Origin of the sequence: Burkholderia sp. 8Y (genome assembly GCF_902506145.1) — a bacterium.
Classification (GTDB): Bacteria; Pseudomonadota; Gammaproteobacteria; order Burkholderiales; family Burkholderiaceae; genus Caballeronia.
The window spans coordinates 2,691,044-2,709,648 of record NZ_LR733520.1 but is presented as its reverse complement, the minus strand read 5'-3'; the positions used below and the strand labels follow the sequence as shown (position 1 = coordinate 2,709,648).

The following is an 18,605-nucleotide window of genomic DNA, read 5'->3' as shown; positions in this document are numbered from 1 at the left end:
TGGCGGGGCGTTCAATGCTTCGGTAACGGCTCAGGCGGCTTGAGCGGCGCGAACGCCGATGCCCGCATCCGCGAGCGCGCCGCGAATGCGCCGCGCGAACGCCAGCGCGTGCTCGCCGTCGCCGTGCAGGCAGATGGTCTGCGCGTTGAGCGGCACCCAGTCGCCCGAGACGGCCTGCACGCGCTGGTCGCGAACCATCGAGAGCGTGCGTTCGAGCACGGCGTCTTCGTCGTCGAGCAGCGCGCCCGGCTCCTTGCGCGGCACGAGCGAACCGTCCGCGCGATACCCGCGATCCGCGAACACTTCTTCGATGGCGACGAGCCCCGCGCGCCGCGCGGCATCGATGAGCCCGCTATTCGCGAGACCGAAAACGAGCAGCGACGGGTCGAAGTCACGCACGGCGGCGGCGATCGCATCCGCGATTTGCGGCGTTTTCGCCGCCTGGTTGTAGAGCGCGCCGTGCGGCTTCACGTGCGCGATGCGCCCGCCCTCCGCCTTCGCGATGGCCGCGAGCGCGCCGAGTTGATACAGCACGCCCGCGTAGATGTCGTCGGGCGGCAGGTCCATCTCCTTGCGGCCGAAGTTCTCCGGATCGTTGAAGCTCGGATGCGCGCCGATGGCGACGCCTTTTTGCACCGCCCAGCGCACGCAGTCGCGCATGGCGGTTGCGCCGCCCGCATGCCAGCCGCACGCGATGTTCGCGGAGCTGACGAGGTCGAGCAGGGCTTCGTCGGAGCCGCAGCCTTCGCCGAGGTCGGCGTTCAGATCGATCTGCATGATGATGTCGTTCGAAGTAGTCGTTGCGTTGAGTTGTCCGTCATCGCCCGATGCGCTCTTCGTGCATCGCGATGGCCGTTTCCACCTGGCTCACGTACTGGCGTTCTTCCGCGAGCGCGTGGCGCGCGTCCTCCACCGATGTCTCGATGAAGCGCACGCCGCCGTTAAGCCGCACTTGCGCGAGCTTCCATAAGTCGGCCTTGATGACCGTCCCGATCTTCGGATAGCCGCCCGTGGTCTGCGCGTCGCCCATCAGGACGATCGGCTGGCCGTTCGGCGGAACCTGAATCGTGCCGGGCAGCACCGCGTGCGAGAGCAGTTCGGTCTTCGCGCGCCGTTCGAGCGGCGTGCCCGCGAGCCGGAAGCCCATGCGGTTGCTGTTCGGCGTGATCGTCCATTCGTCGTTCCAGAAGTCGCGCTGGGCCTCGTCGGTGAAGCTCGCGTACTCGGGACCGCGCAGCACGCGGATCGGCGCGGCCCACGCGAGCCCGGGCGCGTGACGGCCGCGCCGCACGGGTTCATCGACGAGAATGAACTTGCACCACGCGGGCGCTTTCACGCCGAACGCGGGTTCTTCCGACGAAAACGCGATGCCCTTGTGCGGCTGCGGCACGCCCACTGGCAGACGGTCGCCGTCGCGCAGGGCGCGCCCGCCGAGTCCGCCGAAGCATGCGCCCAGGTCCGTGCTGCGCGAGCCGAGCATCGGCAGGACGTCGATGCCGCCCGCGATGCACACGTAGCCGCGCATGCCGCGCTTGGCCGCGCGCAGCGTCAGTTCCTGCCCCGCCTGCACGGGCAGGCTCCACCACGAGTAGACCGGCACGTCGTCGAGCGTCGCGCCGAAATCCGTGCCCGTGATGGCGATGCGCGTCGCGCGCTTGAAGCGCAGCACGGTCGGCCCGAACGTCACTTCGATGCCCGCCGCATCCGGCCGGTTGCCGACGATGCGATTGCCGATTTCGAGCGACAGCGCATCGAGCGCACCGCCCGAACTGACGCCGAGATGCCGATAACCGTGGCGGCCCAGATCCTGCACCGTGGAGAGCACGCCCGCGCGAATCACGTCGATCATGCGCGCACCTCCAGCGCCGTGAAGCGCACGCGGTCGCCGGGCTGCATGAGCGTCGGCGGATTGCGCGCCGGGTCGAAGAGCTTCACGTCGGTGCGGCCAAGCAGTTGCCATCCGCCCGGCGATGTCGCCGGATAAATGCCCGTCTGCGCCCCGCCGATGCCGACCGATCCCGCCGGCACTTCGAGGCGCGGCTCGCGGCGGCGCGGCATGTGCAGCGCGGGATCGAGCCCGCCGAGATACGCGAAACCCGGCTGAAACCCGAGAAAGAACACGATGTACTCGGCTTCGGTGTGGCGCTTCACGACTTCATCGACCGACAAGCCGACGTGCTCGGCGAGCGCCGCGAGATCGGGGCCGTCGTCGCCGCCGTAGCGCACGGGAATCTCGATCTGCGCACCTTCAGCGTCGGCGTGGTCGGCGGCGTTCCATCCCGCTTGCAGTTGCGCGGCGAGGGCTTCGGAATCGGCCTGCAGCGGATCGAAGACGATCGTCAGATTGTTCATGCCCGGCACGACTTCCACGACGTGCGGCAACAGGCGCGCGTGATCCGCCAGCGCCCAGACGCGGCGCTGACAGTCGAGCGTGGCGGGCGGCGCGATATCGCAGACGAGCGCGCTTTCGCCAAGCGGATAGATTCGTGGTGTGGTCATGCGTTCGTGTGTGTCCTTCGAGCACGGCTGGCGTTTTTCGCGGATGACCGATTCGCCGCGCCGTCTCAGAATGTTACATTGTCAATAAATTATCAAGAAATTATCAATGCGCGTTTGTCTGGAGTGTGGCTGGAAATCCTTCCGCTACACTGCGACGCACTTCTCTACGGTCATCGCCATGTCGCGTCACCCTACCAAGATCGTGTCGTCCGAGCATCTCGTGTCTGAAACCAGCGCGGAACTGTCCGAGTTCGAGTACGCGCTCATCATGGCGAGCAACGCGTTCAACCGATGGATGGTGCGCTGCATGTCGGCGGCGGGCGCGAAGGACATGACGGCGGTGGAAGTGTCGCTGCTGCATCACGTGAACCATCGCGATCGCAAGAAGAAGCTCGCGGACATCTGCTTCGTGCTGAATATCGAGGACACGCACGTGGCGACCTACGCGCTCAAAAAACTCGTGGCGCGCGGCTATGTGACGAGCGAGAAAAGCGGCAAGGAAGTGTTTTTCACCGCGACGCCGGCGGGGCGCGAGTTGTGCGGCAAGTACCGAGAAGTGCGCGAAAGCTGTCTCATCTCCGCGCTGCGGGAAAGCCGGCTGACCAACGAGCAGATTGGCGAGGCCGCCCAGTTGATGCGCAACGCGTCCGGCCTCTACGACACCGCCGCGCGCGCGGCGGCCTCGCTGTAAACGCGGCTCAGTAGCGCGCCGCTTCGGTGACGATCGCATCGAGCGGCATGTCGTGCGATTCGCGCGGCAGGGCGCCCGCCTTGCCCATTTCATACGCGATGCCGATCGTCCCGGGCTTCCTCGCGACCGGCCACGCGGCGAGCGTGCGGTCGTAGTAACCGCCGCCGTAGCCCAGACGATACCGTTCCGCATCGAAACCGACGCACGGCACGAGCAGCAGTTCCGGCACCACGACTCTCTCCTCCTCCGGCACCGGAATGCGATAACGGCCTGGCTTCATCGGCGATTGCGCGTGCCATGCGTGAAAGGCCATCGGCGCATGGGGTTGCACGACGACCGGCAACGCGGCTTCGCGACCGTCGCCGGATGCGAGCCATTGCGCGATGACGGCGCGCGCGTCGAACTCGCCCGCCACCGGCCAATAGAAGCCGATGCACCGGACCGCGTGCGCATCGAGCACCGCGCGCAGCCGTTCGGCCAGCGCCGCGTTTCGCGCCTCTTGCGCCGGATCGTCGGCCTGCGCTTCGCGGCGCGCGAGCAATGTGGCGCGCAGGGCGCTCTTCGGCTCCGCGCGGACAGGCTCGGCGCAAACGTTGCGTGCTATGCTTTCAACCGATCTTTGGACCACCTCGCGCTCCATTCAATAACGATGTCAAAACGCTTCAACCGAGTATATCTTGCGGTCGGTTACGTCCTTGCCGCCGCGACGCTCGTCGCCTGCGGAACGGCTTCGGCCGTGCGCCCGGACGCCGACTTTTCGCCGTCCTCCGACGACCGCATCTTCATGCAGTTGCGCGAGGCGTCCCGCGCGAACGACGCCGGCCGCGCCGCCGCGCTCGCCACGCAGATTCCGAACTACCCGGCGCCGAGTTACGTCGAATATTTCACCATCAAGCCGCAGTTGTTCGATTCGCAGGGCCACGCGCGCCCGGACGCGCCGGATGCGCCCGTGCTCTCGTTCCTGCAACGCTACGACGGCCAGGCCATTGCCGACCGTATGCGCAACGACTACCTCGTGGTGCTCGGCGGCCGTCATGACTGGCGCAACTTCGAGCAGCAATATTTCCGCTTCGTGCTCAACGACGACACGCAGGTCAAGTGCTATGCGCTCGAAGCGCGCCAGTCGCGCGGGGAGAACATCGTGGAGGCGGCGCGCGCGCTGCTCGTCGATCCGAAGTGGTACGGCGACGGCTGCGTTGATCTGATCGCGGCGCTCGCGGAGTCGGGCCAGTTCACGAGCGACGACATCTGGCAGCAAATCCGCCTCGCTTACGAGCAGAACTACACAACGACCGGCGCGAATATCGTCGATGCGCTCGGTCAGGAAAGGCCGAAGCCCGAACTGCTCGACAACGCCGTCAACAAGCCGCCGCTTTATCTGGCGCGCGGCGTCATGCCGAACACGCCGGCGCATCAACTGACGCTGCTCGCGATCACGCGCATGGCCCGCAACGATCCGGCGATGGCCGCGGCCACGTTCAGTTCGGTCGCGCCGAGCCTCACGCCTGCGGAGCGCGCGACCGGCTGGGGCACCATCGGCTATCAGGCGGCGTTGAAGCGCATGCCCTCGGCGGCGGACTGGTATCGGCTGTCGGCGAATGCGCAACTGTCGAACCCGGCATACGAATGGCGCACGCGCAGCGCGCTCCTCGCGGGCGACTGGAACATGGTGCGCTGGTCCATCGAGCAGATGCCGCCGACGCTGCGCAGCCAGCCCGCGTGGGTCTACTGGCACGGGCGCGCCGTCAAGCAGGCGGGCGACGCGGCCACGGCGAATCAGGAATTCCAGAGCATCGCGGATCAGTACAACTTCTACGGCCAGCTTGCGCTCGAAGAACTCGGCCAGAAGATCACGGTGCCGCCGCGCACGCCCGTCTCCGACGCCGAAATTGCGCAGATGCAGTCGGTGCCGGGCTTCGCGCTGTCGCAGCGTTTTTATGCGCTCAACATGCGGCTGGAAGGCAATCGCGAATGGAACTGGCCGCTGCGCACCATGACGGACCGCCAGCTGCTCGCCGCCGCGCAATATGCGAAGCGCATCGAGCTGTACGACCGCACCGTGAATACCGCCGACAAGACCAAGACCGAGCACGACTTCACGCTGCGGTATCTTTCGCCGTTCCGCGACATCGTCGAGCGCGATGCGCAAAGCACCGGCCTCGACACCGAATGGGCGTACGGGCTGATTCGTCAGGAGTCGCGCTTCATCATCAACGCGCGCTCGGACGTGGGCGCGGGCGGCCTCATGCAGTTGATGCCCGGCACGGCGCAGCTTGTGGCGAAGAAAATCGGTCTCGGCGCGCTGTCGCGCGCGCAGATGAACGACATCGACACGAACATTCTGCTCGGCACGAATTACCTGTCGATGATCTACAATCAGTTCGACAACTCGCCGGTGCTCGCCACCGCCGGCTACAACGCCGGTCCGGGCAGGCCGCGCCAATGGCGGCAGGATTTGCGCGCGCCGGTCGAGGGCGCGGTTTTTGCTGAAACCATTCCGTTTTCGGAGACGCGCGATTACGTGAAGAACGTGCTGTCGAACACCGTGTACTATGCGGCGCTGTTCGAAGGCCGTCCGCAATCGCTGAAGGCGCGGCTGGGTTATATCGCGCCGTAAGCGCACTTCACGCCACGCCGCGCGTTCGGGCATCCGTATCACGGAAACACGCGCGGCGGCTCGTTCTCAGTCGTAGCCCCGCATTCGTCAGCGCAACCGGACAGCCGCGACCCAAGAGGCGAACATGCAACATCAGAACGTGGCGATCATCGGCGGCTCCGGTTTCATCGGCAGCCATCTCGTCAACGCGCTGGTCGATCTCGGCAAGAACGTCCGCATCGCGACACGGCGGCGCGCGAACGCCGCGCATCTGACGCTGCTGCCGGTGGACGTCATCGAAACCGATGTCCACGATCCCATCAAGCTCGCCGCGTTCGTCGCGGAGGCCGATGCGGTCATCAACCTCGTCGGCGTGTTGCAGGGCCGGCGCGGCGATCCGTACGGGCCGGAGTTCGCCCGCGCGCATGTCGAACTGCCGCGCAAGATCGTCGCGGCGTGCGCGGCGAAGGGCGTGCGCAGGCTGATCCATATGAGCGCGATCGGCGCTGACGCCGAAGGCCCGAGCATGTATCTGCGCTCGAAAGGCGACGGCGAAAAGCAGGTCCGCGAGTCGGGCCTCGACTGGACCATTTTCCGCAGTTCGGTCGTCTTCGGTCCCGAGGACAATCTGCTCAACCAGTTTGCGTTTCTCGAGCGGCTCTTTCCGGTGATTCCGCTCGCGTGCGCGGACGCCGAATTCCAGCCGGTTTTCGTCGGCGATGTCGCGAAGGCCATCGTCAACGTGCTCGACCTCGATGCCGCGAACCGCATGGTCTACGAACTCGCGGGCCCGGCCGTCTACACGCTTGCGGAACTCGTGCGCTTCGCGGGCGCGACCATCGGCAAGCATGCGCGCATCGTCAAGCTGCCCGAGAGCCTCGGCCGCCTTCAGGCGATGACGCTCGAAATGGCGCCCGGCGAACCGCTGATGTCGCGCGACAATCTCGATTCCATGAAGACGCCGAGCGTCGCGAGCGGGCCGCTTGCGCCGGAACTCGGCATCGGCGAACCGGCGAGCATCGAGGCGATAGCGCCGCTGTATCTCACCGGCATGTCGCCGCGCTCGCGCTTCAATACTTTCCGCGCCACGGCGCACCGTTGACCTTTCGACCGCATGAAACTCGTTATCGGCGACAAGAATCTGTCTTCCTGGTCGATGCGTCCCTGGGTCTTGCTCAGGCACTTCGGCATTCCGTTCGATGAAGTGCTGATTCGCCTCGGCCAGCCCGGCACCAAGGCGAAGATTCTCGATGTGACGCCGTCCGGGAAGGTGCCGTGCCTTATCACGGATACGGGCGAGACCGTGTGGGAATCGCTCGCCATCATGGAAACGCTCGCGGAGCGGGTTCCGCAACATCCGCTCTGGCCGCGCGATGCCGCCGCGCGCGCGCACGCCCGCAGCATCAGCGCGGAGATGCATGCGGGCTTCGTCGATCTGCGCCAGAACATGCCGATGCAGATCACTGCGCACGAGCCCGGCATCGGCGCGACGCCCGCGACGCTCGCGGACATCGCGCGCATCGACGGGATCTGGAGCGGCTGTATCGCGCAGTCGGGCGGGCCGTTCCTGTTCGGCGACTTCTGCATTGCGGACGCGATGTTCGCGCCCGTCGTCATGCGCTTCAACTCGTATGCGCCCGCCATCAGCGAATGCGCGCGCGAGTACGCGGCTCGCGTGACCGAATTTCCGGCCGTGGCGGACTGGATCGGCGACGCAAGGAAGGACAGCGCGCGATGAACATTTACGCGGTAGGCGGCGCGATCCGCGACGCGTTGCTGGGCGTGCCGGTGATGGATCGCGATTACGTGGTCGTCGGCGCGACGCCGGAGCAGATGGTCGCGCAAGGATACAAGCCCGTCGGCAAGGACTTTCCGGTCTTCCTGCATCCGGTGACGCACGAGGAATACGCGCTCGCCCGGACCGAGCGCAAGACGGCGGCGGGCTATCACGGCTTCCAGTTTTACTATTCGCCGGACGTGACGCTCGAAGAGGATTTGGCGCGACGCGATCTCACCATCAACGCGATGGCGCGCGAGGTGAACGCGGCGGGCGAACTGACCGGCCCGGTGATCGACCCGTTCGATGGACAGCGTGATCTGAGCGCGAAGCGATTCCGGCATGTGGGCGATGCGTTCATCGAAGATCCCGTGCGGATTCTTCGGCTCGCGCGTTTTGCGGCGCGCTTCGCGGACTTCACCGTCGCGCCGGAAACAGAAGCGTTGATGAAGAAGATGGTCGAAGCCGGCGAAGTCGATGCGCTCGTGCCAGAGCGCGTGTGGCAGGAAATCTCGCGCGGGCTGATGGAAAAGCGGCCATCGCGCATGTTCGAGGTGCTGCGCGGCTGCGGCGCGCTTGCGCGGATCTTGCCGGAAGTGGATGCGCTGTGGGGCGTGCCGCAGCGCGCCGACTATCACCCGGAAGTGGACACGGGCGTGCATGTGATGATGGTCGTTGACTATGCGGCCTCGCAGGGCTATGCGCTGCCGGTGCGATTTGCCGCGCTCACGCACGATCTTGGCAAGGCCACGACGCCCGACAATATCTTGCCGCGGCACTTGGGGCATGAGGGGCGCAGCGTCGATTTGCTGAAGCCTTTGTGCGAACGCTTGCGCGTGCCGAACGAATGCCGCGATCTGGCGATGCTGGTTGCGCGGGAGCACGGCAATATTCATCGCGTGATGGACATGGGCGCGGCGGCGCTCGTGCGGCTTTTCGAACGCGCGGATGCGTTGCGCAAGCCGGCGCGCTTTGCCGAGGCGCTACAGGCTTGTCTCGCGGATGCCCGCGGGCGGCTCGGGCTCGAGCAGAAGGATTATCCGCAGGCGGAGCGGCTGCGGGAGACGCTGGTTGCGGCGAGATCGGTCGATGCGGGTGCGGTGGCGCAGCGGTTCGCGCATGAGCCTTCGCGCATCAAGGATGCGGTGCATGAGGCGCGGGTTGAGGCGGTTGGGCGGGTTTTGCGCGGGGCGGAGTAGGGCTCTTGGTATCGCTGGTGCTGGCGGCGTGGCGGGGCGTGATTTCTCTCTCACCGTCCGGTGTGCAGCTTTCTTCGTTGAACTTGTATTGGTGTCGGTCTATTGGCGTTGCGCTTCCCCGGGGCGGGGCAACACTAATAGACCGACACCAATAACAGTTTCACGAAGAACGCAGCGTACTGGAAAGAGCCCCCGCCCCGGGCAGGGGCAACGCAATAGACCGACACGAATACGAGTTCCACAAAGAACACAGCGTACTGGAAAGAGCCTCCCTGCCCCGGGCGGCGGCAATGCTAATCCACCGACGCGAGAACAAGTTCAACGAAGAAAGCAGCCCCAAGTGCGCCCCGCACGACAAAAGCCGAAAAACAAACCGACGAATTAGCCCAAGAACGCCCCGCACATCCGCAAATAGCGCGACCGGGCATCAAAGCAGAATGCAAGAACCCAACCAACGCCCACCGCACGGCAAACCCACCCAAAGCAGCAGAAAAGGAAACCACTAAATTTCCCCGGCGAACAGCCGATATAACGTGCTGTCAGGCGGCAGCGCCAAAAAGGATTCGTGCATGTCCAACAACATCATCAACATCGGCCTGTCGGGCCTGAATGCGGCCCAATGGGGCCTGACGACGACCGGTCAGAACATCAGCAATGCCGCCACGCCCGGCTATACGCTTGAAAAAGTGGGCTACCAGGAAGCGTCCGGGCAATTCACCGGCTCGGGCTATCTCGGCAATGGCGTGCAGACCGTCACCGTCACGCGACAGTACAGCCAGTATCTGACGACGCAAGTCAACAACACGCAGTCGTCGAGCAGCGCGGCCAACACGTATTACACGATGCTCTCGCAGCTCAACAACCTCGTCGGCGATCCGACGTCGGGCATCGCGACAGGCATCAGCAATTACTTCTCCGGCCTGCAGTCGGTGGCGAACTCGCCGAGCAGTACCGCCTCGCGCCAGTCGCTCGTCAGCAGCGCGCAGACGCTCGCCGATCAGATCACGTCCGCCGGCCAGCAATACGATCAGCTTCGCCAGAATGTCAACACGCAATTGACGAGCGCCGTGTCGTCGATCAACACGTACGCGCAGCAGATCGCCGATCTCAACAAGCAGATCAACGCCGCCAGCGGCTCAGGTCAGCAGCCGAACCAGTTGCTCGATCAACGCGATCAGGCCGTGACGAACCTCAGTTCGATGATCGGCGTACAAGTGGTGCAGCAGGACGGCAACTACAACGTGTTCATCGGCAACGGGCAGCCGCTCGTCGTCGGCAATACGCAGTACGGGTTGCAGGCGGTGACGTCGCCGTCCGATCCGAGCGAGATGACCGTCGCGTTCAAGCCGACCAACGGCGCCACGCAGACCGCCGCGAATACGCAGTACATCGACAATTCCGCGCTCACGGGCGGCGTCGTCGGCGGCCTCATCGACTTTCGCAATCAGACGCTCGATCCCGCGCAGGCGCAACTCGGCGCCATCGCGACGAGCTTCGCCTCGCAACTGAATAGCCAGAACGCGCTCGGCCTCGATCTCAGCGGCAATGCGGGCGGCGCGCTCTTTTCGAGCGGCCAGCCTACCGTCTATTCCGACGCGCGCAACAAGGGCACGGGCAGCGTCGGCGTTTCATTCGCCGACGGATCACAGCCTTCAACGGGCGATTACGCCCTGACATACAACGGTACGGACTACGAAGTAACGGACCGCGCGTCGGGTAAATCGCTCGGCAGCATTTCGCCGCCCGCCAACAGCGGCACGTTCGACGGCCTCAACGTCACGGTGTCCGGCACGATGCAGAAGGGTGATTCCTTCACCATTCAGCCGACGCGCGGCGCCCTCGACAACTTCTCGCTCACGACGACGAGCCCCACCGCGATCGCGGCGGCGTCGCCGGCCGTGACATCGGCGCCCACTTCGAACACGGGCACGGGGTCGATCTCGTCGGCGACGGTGGCGGCGGGCTACAGCATGCCGTCGAACATCTCGCTCACGTATGACAAGGCCGCGGGCGGCTTTACATCCAATGTCGGTGTCACGGTGAACGGCACCGCGTATGCCGCGAACGCGACGATTCCCTACGATGCGTCCAAGGGCCTCACGATCACGTCGAACGGCGTGAGCGCGACGGTGAGCGGCGCGCCCGCCGACAAGGACGTGTTCAACATCGCCGCCAACAAGGGCGGCACGAGCGACGGCAGCAACGCGCTCGCGATGGCGAACCTCGTGTCGGCGAAATCGCTCAATGGCGGCACCGAGACGCTCACGAGCGCGTACGCGGGCTACGTGGACGACATCGGCAACCAGACCAACCAGCTCAAGGCGACGAGTTCGTCGCAGACCGCGCTGCTCAATCAGGCGACATCGGCACAGCAATCCGTGCAAGGCGTGAACCTGAACGAGGAAGCGGCCAACCTCATCCAGTATCAGCAGCTTTATCAGGCGAACAGCAAGGTGATCCAGACCGCATCGACGCTGTTCCAGACGCTGCTCGGCATCTTCAACTGAGGCAACTCGCGATGCGTATTTCCAGTTCCCAGTACTTCAACCTGAACGTTGCTTCCATGAGCAACCAGCAAAGCACGCTGGCGTCCATGTATCAGCAGATATCGTCGGGCAAGCGCATCATGACCGCCTCCGACGACCCGCTCGGCGCGGCGCAGGCCGTGCAGCTCACGATGCAGAGCAACGCGCTCACGCAATACGGCACGAATCAGACGACGGCGCTTTCCTCGCTGCAACAAGAAGATTCCACGCTGAGCAACGCGAGCGGCGTGCTGCAAAGCATTCAGACGAAGCTCGTGCAGGCCGGCGACGGCTCGCTGTCGGATGCGGACCGCACGTCCGTTGCGAACGCGATTCAGGGTTATCGCGATCAGCTCCTGAACATCGCGAACACCACGGACAGCGACGGCAACTACATCTTCTCCGGACTCAAGGGCGGCACGCAGCCGTACTCGAACAACGCGTCGGGCGTCGGCGTGACGTACTCGGGCGATGCCGGACAGCGCTCCGTGCAGATCAACGCGGGCCGCTCGATTCCCGTGGGCGACCCGGGCCAGTCGATTTTCGGCAGCGTATCGCCGACGGAAAGCACGCCTGTTTCGAGCGCGTCCGCGACGAACCAGGGCACGGGCACGATCAGCAAGGTAAGCGTGTCCGATTCCAGCAACCCGAACAACGCGAGCACCTACAAGGTCCAGTTCGCAGTCGATGCCACTTCGGGCGCGACGAGCTACACGGTCACGGCCGTGCCGGCGGATTCATCGCTGCCGACGACGCCGACCGCGTACAGCGGCAGCGCGGACATCACGCTGGGCGGGCAGAAGGTGACGATCAGCGGCGCACCCGGCGATGGCGACAGCTTCTCCGTGCAGCCGGCGACGGCGGGCAACAACGACATCTTTGCGACGCTCGACAACCTCGTGAGCGCGCTCAAACAGCCGACGGGATCGCCCGGCGCGCAGGCTGCGTTGACCAACGCGCTGACGACGGCGGGCACGAAGATCGGCAACACGTTCAACAACGTGCTGGCGGCGCAGACGGTGGTCGGTGGACGCGAGCAGCAGGTGCAATCGACGCAGACTGCGATGCAGACGACGCAGACGCAGACCGCATCTGATCTGGCTAATCTGACGCAGATCGATCTGGTATCGTCGATCAGTTCGTATGAACTGACGCAGAACTCGCTTCAGGCGGCACAGATGGCGTTCACGCAGATTCAGAAGATGTCGTTGTTCGACTATCTGGGCAGCTAAGGGCGGTTTTGCGGGACGTGGCGGTTGGTTAAGCGGGGCATTGCTCGGGAGAGTGGTGCCCCGTTTGTTTTTTGCTTGAAGCAGCCGCTTGTTGCTGCTGTGCGTGACCGGTTGGTGGACGTTGTCGCACGCCGCCACATCTCAGCTGCAATCAACGACTGTCCTTACAGCAATCGCTCGGGCATCCGGGGCTGAAAGTCACCTCCACGCGCTGCCCGTGCTCGTCGTATAAGCTAGGCGGATCACGAGGAATGTAGATGCGGCCAACGACGTCCTCTTTCTCACTCTTAATGCCCAGCCGATGCAGTGTCGCATGGACCTGATCCGCCCGCGCTTTCCCCAACTGTTGGGGATTGTGTTCGAAGCGTTCCGCCAAGCCGATGACCGAGAGGCTATCGGAGATAGGAAACCTGGCACGAATGTCCAACGACCAGCTTGCAAGTGCGACGAGTTGGCTGTTGCTAATCGCGCTCGAGTTTTTCTCGAAGGTGACGTCAATATATTGACCCGGCAGATTTTGCGGGCCTTGGCACGCCGCCAGTGCCGAACTACAAAAGGCGCTGAGTAGCAATCCGATAAATTTAGTCGCCATACACGCAATACCCCGCGATGCTGTCCGCATTTCTCACTGCCAAAGCCGGGTTCTGTTGCCCCCAGTCGCGTAAGAACCGCGTGACCGTGTACTTTTCGTCGGTCGTCGCCATCGTGTCCAGAAAGTGACTCGCTTCGTGGATCAGGGTCGATACCCGAGAATCACCCGAGCCGCTTGATTGTCGCATCGTACAAAACCGTGGACTAATGCTGATCGTATGCGTTGCGGTGTCGGGCGCGCACACGTGCGCGGCCTCTTGCGATTGACCAAGCGGGTTGGGCGTGCAGCCGGTCGCTCTATCGGCGCCGCTTCCCGTCCGTACAACATTCGCTGGGCTCAGATTGCGCAGGATCGATGCGACTCTGGCCAAGCCTTCCCGGAGCTTCTCGCGAATCGCATCGTCACTGCAGCCGAACCATTGAAAGACACGCGCTTTTTCCGCATCGTCCCACGTTATCAATGCAGCAACGCGTGCGTCGACGAGCCTTATCGCTTCGCCTCGCGCATCGTTGAGAACGTTGCGGAACTCCGCATTAGTCATGTTCTCGCAGATTCGATCCAGGTCGATGAAGAACTCGTGCGTCGAGCCTTCGATGCTATCCGTGACGATCGTGCCGAGGTAAAAGAAGTTTTCGGCTGCCACTGCTTTCATGTCCGGTCATTAACTACCCAAACGAACGATGTCGCGATAGTAGACGAACGACCCGATATGGGCGAGTGACTATGTCTGAATAGTGGGCGCCTGATTCGAGAGAGGCAGCGTCGTGCCGAGACTACCCATCCATCGCCGAAAACATACGGCTCATGGCACCGCCCACAACCCTCAATGCAGCGCCCCCGCCACCCGCCCCACTTGCGCAATCCCCGCATCGAATATGCGCAAAAAGAACGGCATCAGATTCGGCAGCATGAGCTGCAAGAGCAGCAAGCCGATGAGCATCGTGACCGGAAAACCCACCTGAAAAATGCCGATCTGCGGCGCGGCCCGGTTCAGAATGCCGAGCGCCAGATTCGCGATGAGCAGCGCCGCCACGATCGGCAGCGAAAGCAGCAAGCCCGTGCCGAAGATACTCGCGCCGTAGCCCACCAACGCGCGCCAGCCCTGCGCATGCGATGCCGCCGCCACGACGTTCGCCTCGATGGGCACGTTCTGAAACGTCGTGACGAGCGCGCTGATTAGTTGCAAGTGGCCGTCGAAGACAAGAAACGCGAGCATCGCCAGCGTGTTGAGATAGCGAGAGATGACCACCGCGTTGCCGCCCTCGCGCGGATCGTAGAGCATCGCGAAACCGAGGCCCATTTGCTGGCCGATGAACTCGCCCGCAGCATCGACGGCGGCGAACGCAATCTGCATCGTCATGCCGATGGCCGCGCCAATCAGAAACTGATTGACGATGATCCAGATGCCCGCCGCCGAAAACACCGTCGCTTGCGGCATCGCGGGCAAGGTCGGCGCGACGATCAGCGTGATGAACGCAGCGAGCGCAATCTTCACGCGCGTCGGAATGGCCATGTGGCTCAGCACGGGCGCGGTGGCGATGAGCGCGAGGACGCGCACGAACGGCCACAGGAACGCGGTGAGCCAGCCGTTCAGTTGCGCGTAAGTGACGGAGAACATCGGACGCTCAGCCGGTGATCGCAGGCGTGATCGTGAAGACCTGGCGCATGTAGTCGAGCAGCGTCGCCAGCATCCACGGCCCGGCGATCACGAGCGTCACGGCAACCGCGATCAGCTTCGGAATGAACGACAGCGTCGATTCGTTGATCTGCGTGGCGGCCTGAAACAGGCTCACGACCAGACCGACGACAAGCGCGACCAGCAACAACGGCGCGGCGAGCATCAGTGCGACGACCATCGCCTGGTGCGCCATCGTCATGACGGATTCGGGTGTCATGCGCGTCTCCTTACGATACGAAACTTTGAGCCAGCGAGCCGATCAGCAACTGCCAGCCATCGACGAGCACGAACAGCATCAGCTTGAACGGCAGCGCGATCGTCGTGGGCGAGACCATCATCATGCCCATCGACATCAGCACGCTCGCCACCACCATGTCGATGATGAGAAACGGAATGAAGATCGTGAAGCCGATCTGAAACCCCGTCTTCAGCTCGCTCGTGATGAACGACGGCACCAGCAGCGAAAGCGGCACGTCTTCCGGGCCGTTCATCGGCGGGGCCTTCGAAATGCGGGCGAAAAGCGCGAGATCCGATTCGCGCGTCTGCTTCAGCATGAACTGCTTGAACGGCGCGACGCCGCGCGTCACGGCCTGATCCATCGCGATCTGGCCTTCGGAGAAGGGCTTGTATGCGTCGCTGTAGGCTTTGTCGAGCACCGGCGACATCACGAAGAACGAGAGGAAGAGCGCGAGGCCGACAAGCACCTGATTCGGCGGCGTGCTCGACGTGCCGAGCGCCTGACGCAACAGCGACAACACGATGATGATGCGCGTGAAGCTCGTCATCATCAGGACCATCGCGGGGAGGAACGAGAGCATCGTCAGCAGCAGCATCGTCTGCACGCTGAGCGAGTACGTCGTGCCGCCGTTGGGGCCGGGGCTGGTATTGAAGGCGGGCAAACCCGCCGTGCTTTGCGCGAGTGCCGCGAGCGGCGACAGCGCGATGACAACCGGAAGCGCGAGCTTCACGCCGCGCGCGATGTGACGACCGACCTGCATTACTTGCTCCCGCCGACGAACCGCAACAGACGCTTGAGCGCGTCGCCAAGCCGCTGACTCTGAAAAATGACGAATGTAATAGCCATGAGTTTCTGCCTCTTTCGATAGCATGAATTGTTGACTATCCCGCTCGCAAACGATGGCGCGAACAGAAGGGAGATTCGGCGCTAACTCGTTCTATTGCAAAAGCGCGCGTCGCCCAAAGAAAATCGGGCGTGGCCCTCGCGGAGCACGCCCGATGAATCGGCTGGAACGATCGGCTCTACTTGCCCGAACCGACGAACTTCTGAAGCCGCTTGTTCGCTTCGCCAGCGAGCGCATCGCGAAACCGCTGACCGAACGAGCCGGGCAACGTTTGCGCGGGCGAGCCCGTTTGAGCGGTGTGCGCTTCCGCTTCGGCAGAACCGGCGGGCATCGTGTGAAGCAGCCGCACGTTGCCGGGGCCTGCGCCGAGCACGAGCCACGTATCGCCAATCTCGACGACCGCGACGCGCTCCTTGTGGCCGAGCGATGCGCCGCCGACCACCTTGACGATGCCGCTGCGCTTGCCGCCTTGATAGCCGAACTTGCGGGCGAGCCACGCGCAGCCGAACACGAAGCCGATGACGACGGCCAGTCCCAACAGCGTTTGCAGCACCGCGCCGAAGCCGAGCGACGGCACCGCGCTGCCCGCGCCGACGCCCGAGGCGATCTGCGCGGCGTGATTCACGGCGTTCATGTCGGCGGCACGCGCAAGAACGGGCGAGAGACCCGACGCGGCGAACAGGACGGCGGCGGCAATGCGTTTCATCGATTCAGCTTCCGGATACGTTCGGACGGCGTGATGATGTCCGTCAGGCGAATGCCGAACTTGTCGTTCACCACGACGACTTCGCCTTGCGCGATCAGACAGCCGTTCACGAGCACGTCCATCGGCTCGCCCGCGAGGCCGTCCAGTTCCACGACCGAACCCTGCGCCAGTTGCAGCAGGTTGCGGATCGCGATCTTCGTGCGCCCGAGTTCCACCGTCATCTGCACGGGGATATCGAGAATCATGTCGATGTCGTTGCGCGTCGAGGGCGTCGCCGCCTTCGACAGCGGCTGAAACACGCCCGCCGATGCCACCGGCGCTTCGTTGCCGTTCTGCTCGGCGAGCGCGCTCGCCCAGTCGTCCATCGAGAGTTCTTCGTCTTTCATATCGGTCGCGCTGGGCTGGGTGCCTTCCTGCATCAGATCACTCATAACTACCTTCCTTCGTCGAATCGCTTGCGCTGATCATGTTCTGGACGCGCAGCGCGTATTGACCATTGAAAATTCCGTAACCGCATTCCATCACCGGCACGCCATCCACCTTCGCGACGACGTGCTCGGGAATGTCGATCGGCAAGACATCGCCAACGCGCATGTTGAGCAGCTTCTCGAACGACGAGCGAATCTCCGCGAGATCGACTGTCAGTTCCACCTCCGCCGACTGCACTTGCTGCGACAGCACGCGCACCCAGCGGCGGTCCACTTCGAGCGCCTCGCCCTGAATCGGCGAGGAGAGCACGTCGCGGATCGGCTCGATCATCGAGTACGGGAAGCAGATGTGCAGCGTGCCGCCGGTCGAGCCGAACTCGATCGTGAACTGCGTCACGATGACGATTTCGTTCGGCGTCGCGACGTTGGCGAACTGCGTGTGCATCTCCGAGCGCATGTACTCGAATTGCAGCGGGCGCACGCTGCGCCACGACGCCGCGTAGTGTTCAAACACGAGGTTCAGCAGCTTGTGGATGATGCGCTGTTCCGTCTGCGTGAACTCGCGGCCTTCGACGCGCGTATGAAACCGCCCGTCGCCGCCGAAGAGGTTATCGACGACGAAGAACACGAGGTTCGGGTCGAACACGAACAGCGACGTGCCGCGCAGAGGCTTCACATGGACCAGGTTCAGGTTGGTCGGGATCGGCAGATTGCGCGTGAATTCGCTGTACTTCTGCACCTTCACCGGGCCGACGGAGATTTCCGCCGAGCGCCGCATGAAGTTGAAGATGCCCACGCGCATGAGTCGCGCGAAGCGGTCGTTGATGATTTCGAGGCCGGGCATCCGGCCGCGGACGATGCGTTCCTGCGTCGCGATGTTGTACGGACGCACGCCGGCGGGCTTGTTTTCGTCGGAGACCTGATCGATCTCGCCGGTGACGCCCTTGAGGAGGGCATCGACCTCCTCTTGCGACATGAACTCTTCGTGGCCCATGACTCTCTCGTTCCTTGGATGGATGCGGGCGCTTACTGAACGACGAATTCAGTGAAGAGCACTTCTTGCACGTGCGCCGGTTGGTCGGGCGTGCTGCCGGCGGCTTCGACCGCGGCGCGCAGTTCGTCTGCGAGCTTGCGTTTGCCGTCGATGCCGGCGAGATCTTCCGGATGCTTGGCCGAGAGCAGCAGCAGCACGCGGCTGCGGATTTCCGGCATGCGTTCGGTGAGCGCGGCTTGCGCTTTCTCGTCCTTGAGCTTGAGCGTGAGGCCGACGCGCAGGTAATGCATGATGCCGTCGTCGGCCTGAAGGTTGACCGTCAGCGAGTCGAGCGGGAAGAACACGGGCGGCGGCAGCGGCGCGGGCTTCGCGGGGCTGTGCGCGGTTTTGCCGAGCACGAAATAGCCTCCGCCGGCGCCTGCGCCGAGCAGCACGATCGCCCCGATGGCGATGATCAGAATGCGCTTGAGCTTGCCGCTCTTCGCGGGAACGATGGATTGCTGGTTTGCGGTAGTGGTAGCCATGAATGCGTGCCTCTTTCGATAGGTTGAATTGTTCGCTATCGAGCGTCTGAGTGATGGGTCGAACAGAGGGGGTTTTTGGTGC

20 protein-coding genes are annotated in these 18,605 nt (G+C 63.9%); 7 read left to right on the top strand and 13 right to left on the bottom strand.

Annotation, left to right across the window (positions count from 1 at the left end; genetic code table 11):
- Positions 1-30 precede the first annotated feature (30 nt).
- The 3 genes from pxpA to pxpB are packed head-to-tail and all read right to left on the bottom strand — an operon-like array spanning position 31 to position 2,499.
- Complete coding sequence (gene pxpA / locus GV035_RS23360) at positions 31-777, bottom strand: 5-oxoprolinase subunit PxpA (RefSeq protein ID WP_159837275.1); 747 nt, start codon at positions 775-777, stop codon at positions 31-33.
- Between the two features lie 40 nt (positions 778-817).
- Complete coding sequence (locus tag GV035_RS23355; RefSeq protein ID WP_159837274.1) at positions 818-1,849, bottom strand: biotin-dependent carboxyltransferase family protein; 1,032 nt, start codon at positions 1,847-1,849, stop codon at positions 818-820.
- Positions 1,846-2,499 (bottom strand): 5-oxoprolinase subunit PxpB, encoded by a 654-nt coding sequence (gene pxpB, locus GV035_RS23350; protein WP_159837273.1) that lies wholly within the window; start codon positions 2,497-2,499, stop codon positions 1,846-1,848. The genes GV035_RS23355 and pxpB overlap by 4 nt, the downstream gene beginning before the upstream one ends.
- 178 nt (positions 2,500-2,677) lie before the next feature.
- On the opposite strand from pxpB, the gene GV035_RS23345 reads away from it, so the two are divergent.
- Positions 2,678-3,190 carry a winged helix DNA-binding protein gene (locus GV035_RS23345; protein ID WP_159837272.1) on the top strand — a complete coding sequence of 171 codons (513 nt, stop codon included), beginning with the start codon at positions 2,678-2,680 and terminating at the stop codon, positions 3,188-3,190.
- 7 nt (positions 3,191-3,197) lie between these two features.
- Here the strand turns inward: GV035_RS23345 and GV035_RS23340 are convergent, their stop codons facing one another.
- Positions 3,198-3,830: a 5-formyltetrahydrofolate cyclo-ligase gene (locus tag GV035_RS23340; RefSeq protein ID WP_159837271.1), complete on the bottom strand. Its 633-nt coding sequence runs from the start codon at positions 3,828-3,830 to the stop codon at positions 3,198-3,200.
- A 9-nt stretch (positions 3,831-3,839) separates the two neighbouring features.
- On the opposite strand from GV035_RS23340, the gene GV035_RS23335 reads away from it, so the two are divergent.
- From GV035_RS23335 to flgL, 6 genes are all read left to right on the top strand, one after another.
- On the top strand, positions 3,840-5,807 hold the full coding sequence (locus tag GV035_RS23335) for a lytic transglycosylase domain-containing protein (RefSeq protein WP_159837270.1): 1,968 nt from the start codon (positions 3,840-3,842) through the stop codon (positions 5,805-5,807).
- A 124-nt stretch (positions 5,808-5,931) separates the two neighbouring features.
- Complete coding sequence (locus GV035_RS23330) at positions 5,932-6,888, top strand: complex I NDUFA9 subunit family protein (RefSeq protein WP_159837269.1); 957 nt, start codon at positions 5,932-5,934, stop codon at positions 6,886-6,888.
- Between the two features lie 12 nt (positions 6,889-6,900).
- A complete protein-coding gene (locus GV035_RS23325) occupies positions 6,901-7,524 on the top strand; it encodes a glutathione S-transferase family protein (RefSeq protein ID WP_159837268.1) in 624 nt (207 codons plus the stop codon).
- Positions 7,521-8,762 carry a multifunctional CCA addition/repair protein gene (locus GV035_RS23320; RefSeq protein WP_159837267.1) on the top strand — a complete coding sequence of 414 codons (1,242 nt, stop codon included), beginning with the start codon at positions 7,521-7,523 and terminating at the stop codon, positions 8,760-8,762. Before GV035_RS23325 ends, GV035_RS23320 begins: the two co-directional genes overlap by 4 nt.
- Positions 8,763-9,331: 569 nt before the next feature.
- Complete coding sequence (flgK, locus tag GV035_RS23315; protein ID WP_159837266.1) at positions 9,332-11,269, top strand: flagellar hook-associated protein FlgK; 1,938 nt, start codon at positions 9,332-9,334, stop codon at positions 11,267-11,269.
- Between the two features lie 11 nt (positions 11,270-11,280).
- Positions 11,281-12,519 (top strand): flagellar hook-associated protein FlgL, encoded by a 1,239-nt coding sequence (gene flgL, locus GV035_RS23310; protein WP_159837265.1) that lies wholly within the window; start codon positions 11,281-11,283, stop codon positions 12,517-12,519.
- Positions 12,520-12,670: 151 nt separating this feature from the next.
- On the opposite strand, the gene GV035_RS23305 is transcribed toward flgL, so the two are convergent.
- The 9 genes from GV035_RS23305 to fliL form a co-directional block, all read right to left on the bottom strand.
- The gene (locus GV035_RS23305; protein WP_159837264.1) at positions 12,671-13,111 is read right to left on the bottom strand and encodes a hypothetical protein; all 441 of its coding nucleotides are present in this window, start codon (positions 13,109-13,111) and stop codon (positions 12,671-12,673) included.
- Positions 13,101-13,763, bottom strand: a complete 663-nt coding sequence (locus GV035_RS23300; RefSeq protein WP_159837263.1) for a M35 family metallo-endopeptidase — start codon at positions 13,761-13,763, stop codon at positions 13,101-13,103. Before GV035_RS23300 ends, GV035_RS23305 begins: the two co-directional genes overlap by 11 nt.
- 171 nt (positions 13,764-13,934) lie before the next feature.
- On the bottom strand, positions 13,935-14,729 hold the full coding sequence (gene fliR / locus GV035_RS23295) for a flagellar biosynthetic protein FliR (RefSeq protein WP_159837262.1): 795 nt from the start codon (positions 14,727-14,729) through the stop codon (positions 13,935-13,937).
- 7 nt (positions 14,730-14,736) lie between these two features.
- Complete coding sequence (fliQ, locus tag GV035_RS23290) at positions 14,737-15,006, bottom strand: flagellar biosynthesis protein FliQ (protein WP_159837261.1); 270 nt, start codon at positions 15,004-15,006, stop codon at positions 14,737-14,739.
- A gap of 10 nt (positions 15,007-15,016) precedes the next feature.
- Positions 15,017-15,787, bottom strand: coding sequence for a flagellar type III secretion system pore protein FliP (gene fliP / locus GV035_RS23285; RefSeq protein ID WP_159837260.1), 771 nt, complete (start codon positions 15,785-15,787; stop codon positions 15,017-15,019).
- Positions 15,788-16,049: 262 nt separating this feature from the next.
- Positions 16,050-16,577 (bottom strand): flagellar biosynthetic protein FliO, encoded by a 528-nt coding sequence (gene fliO, locus GV035_RS23280; RefSeq protein WP_159837259.1) that lies wholly within the window; start codon positions 16,575-16,577, stop codon positions 16,050-16,052.
- The gene (gene fliN, locus GV035_RS23275; RefSeq protein WP_159837258.1) at positions 16,574-17,008 is read right to left on the bottom strand and encodes a flagellar motor switch protein FliN; all 435 of its coding nucleotides are present in this window, start codon (positions 17,006-17,008) and stop codon (positions 16,574-16,576) included. Before fliN ends, fliO begins: the two co-directional genes overlap by 4 nt.
- Complete coding sequence (gene fliM, locus GV035_RS23270) at positions 17,001-17,999, bottom strand: flagellar motor switch protein FliM (protein ID WP_159837257.1); 999 nt, start codon at positions 17,997-17,999, stop codon at positions 17,001-17,003. The genes fliN and fliM overlap by 8 nt, the downstream gene beginning before the upstream one ends.
- 32 nt (positions 18,000-18,031) lie before the next feature.
- Positions 18,032-18,523 carry a flagellar basal body-associated protein FliL gene (gene fliL / locus GV035_RS23265; protein WP_159837256.1) on the bottom strand — a complete coding sequence of 164 codons (492 nt, stop codon included), beginning with the start codon at positions 18,521-18,523 and terminating at the stop codon, positions 18,032-18,034.
- Positions 18,524-18,605 lie beyond the last annotated feature (82 nt).

Bases quoted from the DNA above. Each gene is read 5' to 3' on its own strand.
- pxpA (WP_159837275.1), bottom strand. From the start codon at position 777: ATGCAGATCGATCTGAACGCCGACCTCGGCGAAGGCTGCGGCTCCGAC.
- GV035_RS23355 (WP_159837274.1), bottom strand. From the start codon at position 1,849: ATGATCGACGTGATTCGCGCGGGCGTGCTCTCCACGGTGCAGGATCTG.
- pxpB (WP_159837273.1), bottom strand. From the start codon at position 2,499: ATGACCACACCACGAATCTATCCGCTTGGCGAAAGCGCGCTCGTCTGC.
- GV035_RS23345 (WP_159837272.1), top strand. From the start codon at position 2,678: ATGTCGCGTCACCCTACCAAGATCGTGTCGTCCGAGCATCTCGTGTCT.
- GV035_RS23340 (WP_159837271.1), bottom strand. From the start codon at position 3,830: ATGGAGCGCGAGGTGGTCCAAAGATCGGTTGAAAGCATAGCACGCAAC.
- GV035_RS23335 (WP_159837270.1), top strand. From the start codon at position 3,840: ATGTCAAAACGCTTCAACCGAGTATATCTTGCGGTCGGTTACGTCCTT.
- GV035_RS23330 (WP_159837269.1), top strand. From the start codon at position 5,932: ATGCAACATCAGAACGTGGCGATCATCGGCGGCTCCGGTTTCATCGGC.
- GV035_RS23325 (WP_159837268.1), top strand. From the start codon at position 6,901: ATGAAACTCGTTATCGGCGACAAGAATCTGTCTTCCTGGTCGATGCGT.
- GV035_RS23320 (WP_159837267.1), top strand. From the start codon at position 7,521: ATGAACATTTACGCGGTAGGCGGCGCGATCCGCGACGCGTTGCTGGGC.
- flgK (WP_159837266.1), top strand. From the start codon at position 9,332: ATGTCCAACAACATCATCAACATCGGCCTGTCGGGCCTGAATGCGGCC.
- flgL (WP_159837265.1), top strand. From the start codon at position 11,281: ATGCGTATTTCCAGTTCCCAGTACTTCAACCTGAACGTTGCTTCCATG.
- GV035_RS23305 (WP_159837264.1), bottom strand. From the start codon at position 13,111: ATGGCGACTAAATTTATCGGATTGCTACTCAGCGCCTTTTGTAGTTCG.
- GV035_RS23300 (WP_159837263.1), bottom strand. From the start codon at position 13,763: ATGAAAGCAGTGGCAGCCGAAAACTTCTTTTACCTCGGCACGATCGTC.
- fliR (WP_159837262.1), bottom strand. From the start codon at position 14,729: ATGTTCTCCGTCACTTACGCGCAACTGAACGGCTGGCTCACCGCGTTC.
- fliQ (WP_159837261.1), bottom strand. From the start codon at position 15,006: ATGACACCCGAATCCGTCATGACGATGGCGCACCAGGCGATGGTCGTC.
- fliP (WP_159837260.1), bottom strand. From the start codon at position 15,787: ATGCAGGTCGGTCGTCACATCGCGCGCGGCGTGAAGCTCGCGCTTCCG.
- fliO (WP_159837259.1), bottom strand. From the start codon at position 16,577: ATGAAACGCATTGCCGCCGCCGTCCTGTTCGCCGCGTCGGGTCTCTCG.
- fliN (WP_159837258.1), bottom strand. From the start codon at position 17,008: ATGAGTGATCTGATGCAGGAAGGCACCCAGCCCAGCGCGACCGATATG.
- fliM (WP_159837257.1), bottom strand. From the start codon at position 17,999: ATGGGCCACGAAGAGTTCATGTCGCAAGAGGAGGTCGATGCCCTCCTC.
- fliL (WP_159837256.1), bottom strand. From the start codon at position 18,523: ATGGCTACCACTACCGCAAACCAGCAATCCATCGTTCCCGCGAAGAGC.